Here is a 14,446-nt window from a genome sequence, read left to right on the forward strand (position 1 = left end):
TCGGCTTTTAAAAGTATGCCCTCGGAGAGAATCGAACTCCCATCTTAAGAACCGGAATCTTACGTGTGATCCATTACACTACGAGGGCGTTTTCGCTCTTAACGACTTTTCTATTATAACCATAACAAAAAAACTTTTCAAGCCTATTTTTTTAATTCGTTAGATTTGACCTTCATTGACCAAAATGTGTATGATATTAGTACAGCTGGAAGAACTTTCAGCATGCTTTGCCTATTAACTATTATTAAGGAGGAACTATCTTATGAATTTAATTCCTACAGTAATTGAACAGACTAGCAGAGGCGAACGCGCTTATGATATTTACTCGCGCTTGTTGAAAGACCGCGTTATCATGCTCGGCAGCGGAATCGACGATAATGTTGCTAACTCAATTGTAGCGCAGCTTCTATTCCTTGAAGCTGAAGATCCAGATAAAGATATTTCCATTTACATCAACAGCCCAGGGGGTAGCATCACTGCCGGTATGGCGATTTACGATGTGATGCAGTTTATCCGTCCGGATGTTCAGACAGTCTGCATTGGTATGGCTGCATCAATGGGAGCTTTCCTTCTTGCAGCAGGAACAAAAGGAAAACGCTATGCGCTTCCAAATGCTGAAGTCATGATTCACCAACCACTTGGCGGAGCACAAGGGCAAGCGACAGAAATTGAAATTGCGGCGAAACGCATTTTGCATCTCCGTGAAAAATTGAACGAAATCTTGTCAGAACGCACTGGCCAGCCGTTAGAGGTCATTTCAAAAGATACTGACCGCGATAACTTCATGACTGCTGAACGCGCAGTTGAATACGGTTTGGTTGACCAAATCATCACTCGCAACAAATTGCTGGAAGAAAAAAAATAAGACGAGCCAAGAGGATTCGGGATGAGTTATTCCGAATCCTCTTTTTCTGTTTAATTTTTTGAGAATAGAAAGAGTCCACAGCTGGTTGCTGTGGACTCTTTTTTATGCATCTTTTTCAATAATGGCAGCCAATGCTTCTACTGCCGTTTCTTCATCTCTGCCATCTGCAGAAATTTTGACGATCGTCCCTTTACTGATTGCCAGACTCATAATGCCCATTATGCTTTTGGCGTTTACTTTTTTATCGTCTTTTTCTAAGTAAACATCCGAATTATAACGGTTTGCTTCTTGAACGAACAAAGCCGCTTGCCTTGCTTGTAAACCTGACTTCAATTGAACTTCCACTTGTTTATCAACCATGCTGATCCTCCTCTGAAACTTGACTAAACACTTTAACTTATATGAAAGAAAGGCCGACAATCATTGGCCAATCATTTCTCCTTTTCTCAAGGTTTCGGCAATTTCATCAATTTTTCGCAACCGGTGATTCACTCCGGATTTGCTGACGTTCCCGGTTGATACCATCTCTCCCAGTTCTTTTAAGGTGACATCTTGGTATTCTACACGCAGCCGTGCAATTTCCCGAAGCCGCTCCGGCAGTTGGTCAATTCCAATCATCTGATCGATAAAGCGAATATTCTCCACTTGGCGCAAAGCCGCATCGATGGTTTTATTCAAATTGGCAGTTTCGCAATTCACCAAACGATTGACGCTATTGCGCATATCGCGAATGATGCGCACGTCTTCAAATTTCAATAAAGCAGAATGGGCGCCGGCAATACTGAGAAAGTCAGAAATTTTTTCTGCTTCTTTCAAATAAGTGACAAACCCTTTTTTCCGTTCAATGGTCTTGCCATTTAAGTGGAATTCATTCATTAAATTCACCAAGGAATCTGCATGGTCTTTATAAAGCGAGTAAATTTCCAAGTGATAGGATGATGTTTCCGGGTTGTTAACCGAACCTCCTGCCAAAAAAGCACCACGCAAGTATGCGCGTTTGCAGCAGTTTTTTTCAATTAAGGCCTTATTGATTTCATGTTCAAATTGAAAGCCTTCCGATATAATTGCCAGGTCTTCCAATACATGTTTAGAACCTTCCCTGATTCTGCAAATATAAACGTTGTTCTTTTTCAGGCGCATTTTTTTGCGGACTAGCAATTCTACCGGATAAGCCCGGTAAAAGCGTTTTAATAATGTATAAATCCTACGGGCTATTGCCGCATTTTCGGTTTGTATATCAAGGCTCAATTGCCGATTTGAAAATGATATGGTGCCGTTCATGCGAATTAAAGCAGATAATTCCGCTTTCCCACAACAATCGTCCACTTCGACTTGTGTCATTTCTTTTTTTGTTTCCGAAGCAAAAGACATATCATATTCCCCCTTCCAAGCATCAAAAGTATAAATGCTTTGGATCTTCCTTAATAAGGCCTCCAGTATATTCAAATAGCCATTCTGCTACTTTCATAGGTTCGTGACGGACTGCTTCGCCAAAAATATTCGCGATATCCTGTTTGAAGATTTCAAGACCCATGTTTTGCAGACGCTCTTCATCATATTCGACCGGCCATGCTTTTTGTTTTTTATAGCGTTCCGCAACTCCTTTAGGAACTTGTTCCTTATTGAGCAGAATAGCATCCAGGAATGGTTCACCTACATGATCATAAATCGCCTGGACATGGTCGCAGGCTGTATATTTGTAGGTTTCCCCTGCTTGCGTCATCAAATTGCAGATATATATTTTTTTAGCTCCAGCTGCTACCACTGCTTTTTTGATATCTTTCACAAGCAAATTTGGCAATATACTGGTATACAGCGATCCTGGCCCAACTACTAGGACGTCCGCTTTCATTATAGCCTCTATCGTATCAGGCAAAGTTTTTACATCCTGCGGTTCTAAAAACACTCTCTTTATTGGCTGCAAATACGCCGGAATCTTAGATTCTCCACTGACAATAGTGCCATCTTCAAACTCGGCATGGAGCGTGACCAATTGATTTGCTGCTGGCAGTACTGTCCCGTTGACATTCAACACACGGCTCATTTCCTTTACAGCATGAGAAAAATCCCCTGTGATGTTTGTCAAAGCGGCAAGCATGAGATTGCCTAGAGAATGACCTTCTAAGTCTGGGGAGTGTTTAAATCGGTATTGAAACATTTCTGCCACCAATGGTTCAGCATCTGATAAAGCAGCCATGACGTTTCGAATGTCTCCAGGAGGAGGTATATCTAAATCGTTTCGAAGTCGGCCTGAGCTTCCTCCGTCGTCAGCTACGGTAACGACCGCAGTTAAATCAAGCGGAAACTTTTTTAAACCTCTTAAAAGCGTAGATAGTCCCGTGCCTCCACCGATTATAACAACCCGTTTCCGGCGCAAAGTACTTTCCATGCACTCAGCCCTTTCTTGTTTTGACGTCCCGATGGGTTATGATTGTTTTATTTTGGTTGGCCAATAGTTTTCCATAATACTCAGCAAGCGTTACTGATCGGTGCTGGCCGCCTGTGCAGCCAAAAGCGATCACAAGTTGCGCTTTGCCTTCGTTTTTATACTGGGGAATCATGAAGTCAAAAAGGTCCGTCAGTTTACTGATTAATGTTTGGGTCTCACTCCATTGAAGAACATAGTTGGAAACCGGTTCATCCAGTCCGGATAAAGGATTCAATTCTTCAATATAATAAGGATTCGGTAAAAAACGGACATCAAAAACCAAATCGGCATCAATTGGCATGCCGTGTTTGAATCCGAAAGACATCACGTTCACAGTAAATTTATTGCTTGTTTGCGTAGCAAAATCCGTTACAATTTTTTCTCTTAGCTGTCTAGGCGTCATGGTTGACGTATTATAAATGTATTTCGCCCGTCCTTGCAGGTCCATCAGCATATCACGCTCTTTTTTTATGCCGCCTAGCACTAGGCCACCTGGAGATAACGGGTGTGACCGGCGTGATTCCTTGTACCGGCTGACAAGTGTTTGATTGTCGGCATCAAGAAATAGGATTGTCGTTGATACTTTCGGCTCTTTTGAGATATTGTCAATGGCATCTACCAGGCTGTCGAAAAAGTCTCCTCCTCGTAAATCCATTACTGCGGCAACCCGCTTCATTGATTTGCCGGAATCTCTCATCAACTTGATGAAAGTCAATAATAAGGTCGGTGGCAAGTTATCAATTGTAAAAAAACCCAAGTCTTCGAAACTTTGGATTGCGACTGTTTTTCCGGCTCCCGACATGCCGGTGATTATGATCAATTCAGTTTCATCAGTGTGCTTATCCATTATGCTGGATCCCCTCTTCAGTAGACATTTGAATGCTTTCTTTAATTAATTGGAATTCCGGGGAATAATGAAAAGTCCCGTACTGCATACCCGTTTGGCTAACAGCAAACTGCAGATTTGTGCGGTCTCCTTCTGCCATCGGCAAAAATGCCAAACTTTCAACAGGGTGCCATTCAAGCAATCCCTCTCTCGTTTCTTCAAAAGGTTTGCCGATCAAGCCGGTTGCCAGAAAAGTAAAGAGCATCCACTCATCTACAATCTGTTCTTCTTCTTGAATCATCATGGTATAAATTCCTTTTAAATGCGTTCCAAGCGGCTGGACGCCTGTTTCTTCTGTGAATTCCCTGATCGCCGCTTCGTAAATCGATTCTCCTGATTCCATTTTACCGCCCGGTGCAACGTACCAATCACGCCGGGGTTTTTTTAATAGCAATACTTGTCCATCATGGACCACTAATAAATTTGCGATTCGCTGCACTGTCGACACTCCGTATCTATTGTAAACTCTCTCCATTATACATCTATCCAGGCGTGTCATGCAAAAAAAGAAAAGCGGAAGCGCCCGGTAAGCTCCGACAAGCGCTGGAAGATCGGTTAGTGATGGCGCACTTTGCCATCGCAGACCGGTCTGAAGCGACTCGAGGAGCTGGGCGCTGCAGCTAGATCCAGAAAAGCGGAAAGAGCCGTTTAGCTTCGACAGGCATAAGACGAACTGGCGGAGTGGCGTTTTTTGCCACACAGCCAGGTTGGCTTGTGACCCGAGAAGCTGGCTCTTGCAGCTAGACACTAAGAAAAGCGCAGGTGCCTATACAGCCCCGACAAGCGCTGGAGGGCTTACAGTGAATGGTGCTTTTGCCATTCGCAGTAAGACCGAAGCGACCTCGAGGGGCCAGGCACCGGAGCTGGACAAAGAAAAGCGGAAGCGCCTGAACAGATCCGAAAAGCCTATTTGAAAACGAGCTTTAAATTTTATGCATAAAAAAAGAGGCCGCTCTCCGATTAACTCGAAAAACGGCCTGTCAAAATATCTTTATAAAAAGGGGGTCAATTTACTATTCCTACTTTACCACCCTCTCATGACAAGGGTGTTACAAGCACATTAAAATAGCATTAAATTAGGCTTTAATCCCAATCTTCTCGACCAATTCCTCAATATAATGCTGAACAGCTTGAGCAGCAATGCTTCCATCACCTGTTGCGGTAACAACTTGACGCAGCATTTTTTCACGCACATCTCCTGCAGCATATATTCCTGGAACTGTTGTTTCCATTTTCTCATTGGTCACAACATAACCTTCGTCATTTAAGATTCCTAAATCAGCAAACGGTTTCGTCAACGGCAGCATACCGATATAGATAAATACGCCATCCGCTTTAAATTCCTGTTCTTTGCCGTCTTTTGTAGAAACCAGCGTGACACTTCCCACTTTGCCATTTTCATCATTAATTTCTTTAACCGTATGACTCCAGATAAAATCAATTTTATCGTTTGCAAAAGCCCGATCCTGAAGGATTTTTTGTGCGCGAAGCTCATCGCGTCTGTGGACGATTGTCACTTTATCTGCAAAACGCGTTAAATAAACGCCTTCCTCAACTGCAGAATCTCCGCCTCCGACGACAACAAGATTTTTCTGTTTAAAGAATGCTCCATCACATACCGCACAATAGCTGACACCACGGCCACCTAATTCGCTTTCTCCAGGAATGCCCATTTTTTTATATTCCGCACCTGTTGTAATAATAATAGCGCGCGCTTTGTATTCTTTTGAACCAGCAATGATGGTCTTGTATTCTTCCCCATCAATGATTTCTTTCACATCGCCATAAGCATATTCAGCACCAAACTTTTTCGCGTGCTCGAACATTTTATTCGAAAGGTCTGGCCCTAAAATATGTTCAAAACCCGGATAGTTTTCAATTTCTTCCGTGTTGGCCATTTGGCCGCCAGGAATTCCGCGTTCCAGCATTAATGTTGATAAATTCGCTCTTGATGTGTAAACAGCGGCTGTCATGCCTGCTGGTCCTGCTCCAATAATGATCACGTCATAAGTATTATTTGTCTCAGTCATAATAGGCCCTCCTAAATCTCAGTAGCTAAATCGTATAAGATTACCAGCATTGCAGCAACTTTTTTGCTTATGATTCGAAAAGCGGCAAATACTGGATCAATTCATTGACGTATTTTGTCAATGTAGCTGTCGATATGCCAAAATGCGCGGCAACCGCTTTTTTTGTGACAGAACGGTCTCTTGAAGATCTGACCATATAAGCAACCGAAGCGGCTAAGGCTCTTGGGTTTTTAAATCCATAACGACGCTCAAACGCTTTTTCAACCAGCATAAACCACATTTGGAAAGCGTAGGAGCCTTGTTCCGTTATCATATTTTCCTCTTGATAGAGGATTTCAGTCGCTTCCATTGCTCGCATGAAAGCTCGCTCTTCCGGTATTGCTTCTTTAAATGGATGGCCAAGCGCATACCCAAGCAAATACGTTTCAAGTACAGAAGGCTGGTCAGCTTTCAGCCAATTCGGGTGCGAGACAATTTCCTGTTTATGGACAGACTTTCCTAATAGAAACAGGCCGAATAAACGCTCGCTCTTGTGCGGATGATCCAGTTTTTCCACCAAGTAATCCCGGTTGTGTTCAAGCGCCTCCGGATGTGGCATAGCTGCCTGTTCTGCCCATGGTTCATAGCCATCTTTGCCAGGATCTATTTTCGTCAAATGCTTCCATGCTTGTTTGGCTACATCTTCATGGCCGGAATGATAAGCGGCATGGGACAACCAGAAATAGAACGCCGGGTCACCATCAAACCCGCGTTTTTGAAGGCTCCGCAACCAGCGGTATGCTTCTTTATACTTACCGACCAGCGCAAAAGTGGCACCTAATTTATAGCGGTGCTCAAAAATATAAGGCTGAATTTTCTTCAGCAAATCCAGCACATCTTCAAGTTCATCATTTTTTTCATAATAATGAAAGACCGCCAAATTGCAAAGCGCATGCAGATTTCCTGTATTTCTTCTTAACACATCATGCAATAACGCTTTTGCCATTTCCGTTTCGCCGATATAAAAGTAAGCCAGCGCCAGATTGTTATGTGCTCCCCAGAAGTCCGGCTTTTCTTCAATCAGCGATTCCAGCAACTTGATGGCTTCCAGAAAGTTTCCTTCCTCCATCAAGCGCCGAGCCTTTTCTTGCTGATAAAAATACTCACTGTCTTGAGCTTCTCCATCATCATCTAAAAGCTGCCAGTCTTCCTGCTCTGCAAAATCGATGATTTCCAAAGCTTCTGCCGCATACTGGCCTTGGACATCGCTTTCCACGTATTTCTTCGCAAAATTGCGTGCTTCTAAGAACATCCCCATATGAGCATGCACTTCTGCCAAGAAAAACAAGTTCTCCGTCTTATATGGATCGAGGTCATACGCCGTGCGCAATGCTTCCATTGCTTGCCCGAATTCCTGCATTTCCATGAGCACGATTCCAAATTGAACCCAGATATCCGGGTCTTTAGGGCTCAGTTCTGTAGCACGCTGCAAATACTTATGAGCTTTTGGATACTGTTCCCGCTGCAACTCTTTTAATGCCTTTTTGTAATAATATTCCCCTGATGGAATGAATGATAGGACATTTTCATAGTTTTTCTTCTTTTTATTCTCCAAAATATGCCTCCGAAAAAGTAAAAGGAACGATTGCCATCGCTCCTCTACTTAAATGTGTTGTAATTATAGCATATTTCCTTATTGTTTACCCGCAGTTTTTGTTGCATGACGCTCTTTTAACACATCAATCACTTCGTTAAATCCAACTTTCTGTTCTTGCAGCAGCACCAGGACATGATAAAACAAGTCCGCCGTTTCCATCGCTAATTCTTTCGGATCTCTGTTTTTCGCCGCAATAATTACTTCAGCCGCTTCTTCCCCGACTTTTTTGCAGATTTTATCGACGCCTTCTTCAAATAAATAAGTTGTATAAGCACCTGCTGGCATTTCCTGCTCTCTTTTTTGGATCAATCCTGTCAGCTCGCTGAACATATCTACTTTCGACTCGTTTGCCGTACCGGCAATCGTATTATGGAAACAGCTTTCTTCGCCTGTATGGCAGGCCGGTCCATTCGGAATCACTTCATAGATTAATGAATCTCCATCACAGTCAAGCCGCACTGCCGTCACTTGCTGAGTATTGCCGCTGGTTGCACCTTTGTTCCATAATTCGTTGCGGCTTCTCGAATATAACCAAGTTTCGTTTGTTTCAAGCGTTTTTTGCACAGCCTCTTCGTTTGCATAAGCCAAGGTCAGCACTGCTTTCGTGTCGGCATTTTGAATAATAACAGGAACCAGCCCGTTGCCATCATACTTTATATCATTCATCGGACATTCACTCCTTCTTTCCTTAAATACTCTTTCACTTCAGCAACGCTGGTCTCTTTATAATGGAAAATCGATGCAGCAAGAGCAGCATCTGCATCCACTTCTTTAAATACTTCGGCGAAATGTTCCCGATTCCCTGCCCCGCCACTTGCAATCACCGGCACTTCTACAGCTTCTCGCACCGCTTTTGTCAGTTCCAGATCAAAACCATCTTTTGAGCCGTCTTTATCCATTGAAGTCAAAAGCAGTTCTCCTGCTCCGAGTTCAACACTTTTCTTCGCCCATTCCACGGCATCCCAGCCGGTTTTATTGCGCCCGCCGTGCGTATAGACATCCCAGCCTGCACCATTGCTTTTGGCATCAATTGCCACGACAATGCATTGTGAACCGAAATAATCCGCGCCTTCTTTGATCAGCTCTGGCCGGTCCAGTGCCGAAGTATTCAAGGAAACTTTATCGGCTCCTGCACGCAGCATGCGTTTCATGTCTTCGAGAGAACGGATGCCGCCTCCAACCGTAAACGGGATGGATAATTCCGTGGCCACTATTTTCACTACTTCAATCATCGTTTCTTTGCCTTCGTGGGAAGCGGAAATATCCAAGAAGACCAATTCATCCGCTCCTTGCTTGTCGTAAAAACGGGCAAGCTCTACTGGGTCCCCAGCATCACGAAGCGACACAAAGCTAACGCCTTTGACGACGCGCCCTTCTTTGACATCGAGGCATGGGATAATCCGTTTGGTCAACATGACAGCGCCTCCTCCAGCGTAAAGCGGTTTTCATACAGCGCTTTACCGATAATGACTCCAGCAATCGGGCTCTCGCCGGCTGCCTGTTTGACGTTTTGAATGTCTTCTAAAGAACCGATTCCACCGGATACGATTACTTCTGCTCCTTCTGAATCGACGAGTGTTTTATTGGCATCAATATTCGGTCCTTGCAATGTCCCATCGGTCGCGATATCTGTGTAGATAAAATGCTTGGCACCTTTGGAAACAAAAAAACTGGCAACGTCTTTAGCTGATTGCCCTGAAGTTTCAATCCATCCTTCGGTTGCAGCCATGCCGTTCTTGGCATCAATGCCAATGACGATGCGTTCCGCCCCGAATTCCTCAATGAACGATACGACCAGTTCCGGATTGCGGATTGCCAGGCTTCCGATGATGACGCGGCTAATGCCATTTGATAAATAATGTTCTATATCTTCACGCGTCCGGATGCCGCCGCCGATTTGGATATTGACCGGAAGCTTTGCCGCTTCAATCACCACTTTGTCATTGATCCGGACGCCATCTTTGGCTCCGTCCAAATCGACCATATGGATCCATTCTGTCCCGGCATCCACAAATTGCTTGGCCATCTCAACCGGCGAATCGCCGTAGACGGTTTCCTGTGCATAATCTCCCTGGAAAAGCCGCACGCATTTCCCGCCGCGCAAATCAATTGCGGGATAGATTTGAAACTTGCTCATCTTGATTCCTCCTGACATTTGCAATCCATTGCTCAAGTAGATAATGGCCGAAATCACCGGATTTTTCCGGGTGGAACTGCATTCCTGTAATCAATCCTGAACCTACGACGCCAGGCACATCGATGTTGCCGTAGCTGGCAGTAGCCCATACCTGTTCCGGATCCGTGTTTACCGCTAAAAACGAGTGGACGAAATAGACATGGGTATCCACTTGCAGATCATCCAGCCAATACGGCATGCGGGAAAATTCAAGCCGGTTCCAGCCCATGTGAGGAATGCGGTACGCGCCTTTTTCAAACCGGCGAATCTGCCCTTTCAACAAGCTGAGCCCTTTTGTCGGTTTCACTTCTGAACTGTCTTCATACAGCAGCTGCATGCCCAGGCAAATTCCAAGGAGCGGAATCCCTTTTTGCGGCAATGATTGAATAAAAGAAGACAGCCCTTTGCGGTCCAGCAATTCCATGGCATCCGGAAAGGCGCCGACTCCTGGCAGCAATATTGCTTCTGCTTCAAGCAGCGTCTCCGGATCGTCAGAAAGAATCACTGTGCAATCCAGTTTCTTCAATGCTTGTTCAACGCTGAACAGATTGCCCATGCCGTAATCGATAATTCCGATAATCATGTTAACAGCCCCTTTGTTGACGGTACACCTTTCACGCGGGAATCAATGATTGTCGCTTCATCAAGCGCACGAGCGAGTGCCTTGAAGACCGCTTCGATAATGTGGTGTGTATTGTGGCCGTAGTGAATAATAACGTGGACATTCATACGCGACTCAAGTGCAAATTTCCAAAGAAACTCGCGGACCAGTTCTGTATCGAACGTCCCTACTTTTTCGTTTGGGATAATGCCCCGCATTTCCAAGTGGGGGCGATTCGAACAGTCAACGACCACTTGAGCAAGAGCGTCATCCATTGGAACAAATGCATTGCCATAGCGGCGGATGCCTTTTTTGTCACCCAATGCTTCCTTCACTGCATGCCCAAGGACAATGCCAATGTCTTCTGTAGTATGGTGGTCATCAATATGGGTATCGCCGTCCGCTTTGATTTCCCCGTCAAACAAACCGTGCTTGATGAACAAGTCAAGCATATGGTCCATAAATGGCACGCCAGTGTTGATATCCGCTTTTCCATCTCCATCCAGCGAAAAAGAAATGGCTACTTTGGTTTCATTTGTATTGCGCTTGATTTCAGCTTTTCTCATCATTTATTCTCCTTTTTTCCAGGCACGGGATTCTACTGCACGTGCATGTCCTTCGAGTCCTTCAAGACGTGCGAGGCGGGCAATTTTCGCTTCATTTTGCTGCCAGGCCTGTTCACTGTAATAAACCACACTTGTCCGTTTGACAAAATCGTAGACTGACAAGGCACTTGAAAAACGTGCCGTGCTGTTGGTTGGCAAGACATGGTTCGTGCCTGCAAAATAATCGCCAATCGGTTCCGACGAATAACGGCCGATAAAGATGGCCCCGGCATGCTGGATTCTTTCTGATAAGGCTTCTGCATTTGCCGTCATAATTTCCAAGTGTTCTGGTGCGAGTTCATTCGCAGCCGCAATCAATTCATCCATCGTTTCCCCGACATAAATCATGCCGTGATCATTGATCGCTTTACCTGCAATAGACTGCCGCGGCAGGGTCTCCAGCTGGCGCTCCACTTCAAGCGAGACAGCATCTGCCAGCTGCTGGCTGGTTGTCAGCAGCACGGCACTTGCCATCGGATCGTGTTCCGCCTGCGACAATAGATCTGCCGCCACTTCATCGGCAAAAGCTGTTTCGTCCGCAATGATGGCAATTTCACTTGGCCCTGCAATCATGTCGATCGCGACGTCGCCAAAAACTTGCCGTTTTGCAAGAGCCACAAACACATTGCCTGGCCCTGTGATTTTATCCACTGCTTCGATTGATTCTGTTCCGTATGCAAGCGCGGCAATCGCTTGGGCGCCGCCCGCTTTGTAAATTTCATCAATTCCAAGAATATGTGCTGCAACCAACACTCCATCAGATAATCTGCCGTCTTTTCCTGGCGGAGAAGTCAGTACCACCCGGCCGACACCCGCTACTTGGGCTGGAATGACATTCATCAACACGGAAGACGGATAAGCCGCCGTCCCGCCTGGAACATACAATCCCGCTGAACTGATCGCCGTAACGCGCTGAGCTACATAAGAACCGTCGTTTCTGGTGTTTTTATAGCCCTCTTGCTTCTGGTTTTCGTGGTACTCCCGGACATTGTCCGCTGCTTCCGTCAAATCCTGAAGCAGTTGGGCATCAAAGCGGCCGACCGCCTCCATGATTTCGTCATGGCTGACCCGGATGCTCTCCAATTTGACCCCATCCCATTTTTCGGTGTATGCGAGCAATGCCGAATCGCCGTTTTGCTTCACGTTCTGGATAATTTCTTTGACGGCTGCCAGTTGCTCGGCATTAGCTTCAGCAATCGTTCTCCTGATGGAAATACTGAAAGATAATTGCGTCTGTTTCATGCCTTCGCCTGCTTTCGTAAGTTTTCAACAAGTTCACGGATTCGCTTCTGCTTCAAGCGGTAACTTACAGGATTAGCAATCAGCCGTGACGTAATTTCAACAATCTGCTCATACTCCACAAGGCCATTTTCTTTCAAGGTTTTGCCTGTTGAAACGATATCAACGATGCGGTCCGCAAGACCAATCATCGGAGCCAGTTCAATCGAACCGTTCAATTGAATGATTTCCACTTGTTCCCCTTTGCCTCGGTAAAAACGGGAAGCGATTTTAGGGTATTTAGTAGCAATGCGCGGCGTCACCGGATTCATCTCGGTATTCGGCAATCCTGCAGTCGCGATATAGCATCGGCTAATGCCAAGGTCCAGCAGTTCATGTACGGAACGATCAAGCTCCAGCATGACGTCTTTTCCTGCAATTCCGATGTCCGCTACTCCGTGTTCCACATATACCGGGACGTCCATCGGCTTTGCCAAAATAAAGCGGAAACGTTCATTCGGCGCTTCCACGATTAGTTTGCGCGAGTCATCCAGTTCTTTTGGCAAATCATAGCCCGCTTTAACAAGCAATTCATAGGCTTCTTCAAAAATCCGCCCTTTTGGCATGGCAATCGTCAGTTCATCCATTATTAGCACCTTCCAATCGTCTTACTTCGCTGAACAAGGCACTGAACTCTTCGATTGCGTGTACAGCCGGTGTATATTGAAGCGTTACCCTTGTTCCGGAATCGCGCAGTCCTTGCGCTTGCTCATGCGCCTGTTCTTCAGTGGTTTCATCAAATAATATGAGGATATGCTGTTCTTCCTCTTGATCCGGCGCCATCACTTCCAGCAGCCGGTCAACACGCAAACCAAATCCCGTTGCTCCGACCTGCAGGCCAAACTGTTTCATCAAGCCGTCATAGCGTCCCCCATTGCCTAATGGAAATCCGCTGCCTGCTCCATAGAATTCAAACACCAAACCGGTGTAATAAGTCATGTGGCTGGTAAAAGATAAGTCATAGGTGATGGCTTCCGCCAGCCCGTTCCTTTGGATAATCGTTTGCAGTTTCAGCATTTCTTCATAAAGTCCAGCCTGTTCACCATTAGAAAAATCAATATATGGCTTCCAATGTTCTAATGTAGAGGTGATGACTAATTGTTTAAAAGAAGCCGCTTTTTCTGCATCTTTCATCAGTTCATTGGCCAGTTGTTCGAAACGGACGCTGTTTTTTGAAACGAGCGCAGCCCTGACTACTTCTATCTGATCGTTGTCCAAACCGAAATCCTTTAATATCAATTGCAGCAATTGCGTGTGGCCAATGACGACACGGCCGGATTCGACATTCAATTGGTTTAAGATATTCGATGCCAGAATAATCACTTCTGCATCTGCATATAACGAATCGTCGCCAATCAGTTCGACACCCATTTGCTCAAATTCTGCCGGCCGGCCGCCTTCCCGCTTTTGTGCGCGGAAAACGTTCGAGTAATAACCGAGCCGGACCGGCATTTTTTCTTTCAGCAGTTTTGAAGCTGCCACCCGTGCAATCGGTGATGTCATGTCCGGGCGAAGGACCAGTGTTTCGCCTTGGCTGTCCAATAATTTAAAAAGCGCTTTATCTGGAATAGCAGAAATTTTGCCGATAGTTTCGTAATACTCAAGCGTCGGAGTTTGAAGCAAATCATATCCAGCGCCTTGCATAATCGATGTTCCTTTAGCACGCAGTTCAGCTTTCTTTTTAGCAATAAACGGAAAATCGTCACGCATACCCAGTGGTTTCTCGAACATTTGAATGGTCATTGGAGTCACTTCCTAAAATTGGTTATTTTACTTTAGTTAGTTAGAGTGGTGAAGTAATTTTTATTTTAGCGCATCTTTCTATGGACCGTCAAGGAATAGTGTAAAGTTGAGCAGAAAAAACACTTTTGTGCATGGCTTCGACTGCTTGGGCTTACATCTTCCTATGCGGTGGACTTACGTGCCTTTGCTGGAGAAATT

At 45.2% G+C, this 14,446-nt stretch carries 16 protein-coding genes and 1 tRNA gene; 1 reads left to right on the top strand and 16 read right to left on the bottom strand.

The window, feature by feature from the left end:
• Positions 1 to 16: 16 nt before the first annotated feature.
• Positions 17 to 88 (bottom strand) — tRNA-Arg (locus tag AC3AQ9_RS16440).
• Positions 89 to 262: 174 nt separating this feature from the next.
• Here AC3AQ9_RS16440 and clpP point away from each other — a divergent pair.
• Positions 263 to 865: an ATP-dependent Clp endopeptidase proteolytic subunit ClpP gene (clpP, locus tag AC3AQ9_RS16445; RefSeq protein ID WP_488308573.1), complete on the top strand. Its 603-nt coding sequence runs from the start codon at positions 263 to 265 to the stop codon at positions 863 to 865.
• Positions 866 to 967: 102 nt separating this feature from the next.
• On the opposite strand, the gene AC3AQ9_RS16450 is transcribed toward clpP, so the two are convergent.
• The 15 genes from AC3AQ9_RS16450 to AC3AQ9_RS16520 form a co-directional block, all read right to left on the bottom strand.
• A complete protein-coding gene (locus AC3AQ9_RS16450) occupies positions 968 to 1,225 on the bottom strand; it encodes an HPr family phosphocarrier protein (protein ID WP_488308574.1) in 258 nt (85 codons plus the stop codon).
• Positions 1,226 to 1,285: 60 nt separating this feature from the next.
• A complete protein-coding gene (gene whiA, locus AC3AQ9_RS16455; RefSeq protein WP_488308575.1) occupies positions 1,286 to 2,236 on the bottom strand; it encodes a DNA-binding protein WhiA in 951 nt (316 codons plus the stop codon).
• A 22-nt stretch (positions 2,237 to 2,258) separates the two neighbouring features.
• Positions 2,259 to 3,254 carry a gluconeogenesis morphogenetic factor MgfK gene (gene mgfK / locus AC3AQ9_RS16460; RefSeq protein ID WP_488308576.1) on the bottom strand — a complete coding sequence of 332 codons (996 nt, stop codon included), beginning with the start codon at positions 3,252 to 3,254 and terminating at the stop codon, positions 2,259 to 2,261.
• Between the two features lie 4 nt (positions 3,255 to 3,258).
• Positions 3,259 to 4,140: an RNase adapter RapZ gene (gene rapZ, locus AC3AQ9_RS16465; protein WP_488308577.1), complete on the bottom strand. Its 882-nt coding sequence runs from the start codon at positions 4,138 to 4,140 to the stop codon at positions 3,259 to 3,261.
• On the bottom strand, positions 4,133 to 4,618 hold the full coding sequence (locus AC3AQ9_RS16470; protein ID WP_488308680.1) for an NUDIX hydrolase: 486 nt from the start codon (positions 4,616 to 4,618) through the stop codon (positions 4,133 to 4,135). The genes rapZ and AC3AQ9_RS16470 overlap by 8 nt, the downstream gene beginning before the upstream one ends.
• Before the next feature lie 637 nt (positions 4,619 to 5,255).
• The gene (trxB, locus tag AC3AQ9_RS16475; protein ID WP_488308578.1) at positions 5,256 to 6,209 is read right to left on the bottom strand and encodes a thioredoxin-disulfide reductase; all 954 of its coding nucleotides are present in this window, start codon (positions 6,207 to 6,209) and stop codon (positions 5,256 to 5,258) included.
• Positions 6,210 to 6,276: 67 nt separating this feature from the next.
• Positions 6,277 to 7,803 (bottom strand): tetratricopeptide repeat protein, encoded by a 1,527-nt coding sequence (locus AC3AQ9_RS16480; RefSeq protein WP_488308579.1) that lies wholly within the window; start codon positions 7,801 to 7,803, stop codon positions 6,277 to 6,279.
• Between the two features lie 78 nt (positions 7,804 to 7,881).
• Positions 7,882 to 8,511, bottom strand: a complete 630-nt coding sequence (hisIE, locus tag AC3AQ9_RS16485; RefSeq protein ID WP_488308580.1) for a bifunctional phosphoribosyl-AMP cyclohydrolase/phosphoribosyl-ATP diphosphatase HisIE — start codon at positions 8,509 to 8,511, stop codon at positions 7,882 to 7,884.
• Complete coding sequence (gene hisF / locus AC3AQ9_RS16490) at positions 8,508 to 9,260, bottom strand: imidazole glycerol phosphate synthase subunit HisF (protein WP_488308581.1); 753 nt, start codon at positions 9,258 to 9,260, stop codon at positions 8,508 to 8,510. Before hisF ends, hisIE begins: the two co-directional genes overlap by 4 nt.
• On the bottom strand, positions 9,254 to 9,982 hold the full coding sequence (gene hisA, locus AC3AQ9_RS16495) for a 1-(5-phosphoribosyl)-5-[(5-phosphoribosylamino)methylideneamino]imidazole-4-carboxamide isomerase (protein WP_488308582.1): 729 nt from the start codon (positions 9,980 to 9,982) through the stop codon (positions 9,254 to 9,256). The genes hisF and hisA overlap by 7 nt, the downstream gene beginning before the upstream one ends.
• Entirely contained in the window at positions 9,951 to 10,604 is a 654-nt protein-coding gene (hisH, locus tag AC3AQ9_RS16500; RefSeq protein WP_488308583.1) for an imidazole glycerol phosphate synthase subunit HisH, read from the bottom strand. The genes hisA and hisH overlap by 32 nt, the downstream gene beginning before the upstream one ends.
• Positions 10,601 to 11,191 (bottom strand): imidazoleglycerol-phosphate dehydratase HisB, encoded by a 591-nt coding sequence (gene hisB, locus AC3AQ9_RS16505; protein WP_488308584.1) that lies wholly within the window; start codon positions 11,189 to 11,191, stop codon positions 10,601 to 10,603. The genes hisH and hisB overlap by 4 nt, the downstream gene beginning before the upstream one ends.
• Positions 11,192 to 12,469 carry a histidinol dehydrogenase gene (gene hisD / locus AC3AQ9_RS16510; RefSeq protein ID WP_488308585.1) on the bottom strand — a complete coding sequence of 426 codons (1,278 nt, stop codon included), beginning with the start codon at positions 12,467 to 12,469 and terminating at the stop codon, positions 11,192 to 11,194.
• Positions 12,466 to 13,092 (bottom strand): ATP phosphoribosyltransferase, encoded by a 627-nt coding sequence (gene hisG / locus AC3AQ9_RS16515; protein WP_488308586.1) that lies wholly within the window; start codon positions 13,090 to 13,092, stop codon positions 12,466 to 12,468. The genes hisD and hisG overlap by 4 nt, the downstream gene beginning before the upstream one ends.
• Positions 13,085 to 14,248, bottom strand: coding sequence for an ATP phosphoribosyltransferase regulatory subunit (locus AC3AQ9_RS16520; RefSeq protein WP_488308587.1), 1,164 nt, complete (start codon positions 14,246 to 14,248; stop codon positions 13,085 to 13,087). The genes hisG and AC3AQ9_RS16520 overlap by 8 nt, the downstream gene beginning before the upstream one ends.
• Between the last annotated feature and the right edge of the window lie 198 nt (positions 14,249 to 14,446).

The sequence above is a fragment of the Planococcus sp. VCh962 genome, from assembly GCF_057748275.1.